The 591-nt window shown below is 61.1% G+C and carries 1 pseudogene; it reads left to right on the top strand.

Annotated elements, in window-relative coordinates:
- Nucleotides 1-235: 235 nt before the first annotated feature.
- Nucleotides 236-591, top strand: a pseudogene (locus C6P61_RS17550) (tyrosine-type recombinase/integrase); the annotation flags it as partial.

The following is a 591-nucleotide window of genomic DNA, read 5'->3' as shown; positions in this document are numbered from 1 at the left end:
AAAGTTCATAACACGCTCTAGTGAGGGTGGTCCGGTGATGCTGCTGCTCTGCGCCGCCTATAGAACGAATTTAGTTGCAGGATATTGTCGAATTTAGTTGCGTGAGCGACCACCCCGGTGCCGGCATTTTTCTGGAGGTATTAACTAAAGATAAGCTTCAATTATCTTTAGTTAAAATTCAGTCGACAAAACCCGCCTCAGCCATCGAGCCGGCCGCACCGTCGTGGAGATTCCAATGCCCACAGGGACTTACCCCTCCCGTCACTCGTCCCCCTCCATATCCCAGCACACCTCCCGTTTCAACCGCCGCCTCGGACCGCATCACTTCGCCTACCTGCGCGCGATCGCCGAAGGGCTCGACCGCCAGGACTGCGCCCGGCGTTACCTGGGCATCGAGCACGGCCACGAGGCCGTCACCACCCACCGGCTGGTGGTCGATCAGGTGCGCGCCGCCGCCCGGCGCCGCGGTGAGACCTCGGCCCGCCTGATCGGGCTCACGATCAGCGTCTCCGAAACTACCCAGCCCAGCCTGGAAGACTTCATCGCCGAGCGTGGCCTGGACGACTGGAGCGAGGCCGAGGTCATCGAGCT

The organism is Malikia spinosa (genome assembly GCF_002980625.1).
Lineage (GTDB): Bacteria > Pseudomonadota > Gammaproteobacteria > Burkholderiales > Burkholderiaceae_C > Malikia > Malikia spinosa.
Note: the sequence above shows the minus strand (reverse complement) of the source record. Positions and strands in the feature narration are given on the sequence as shown.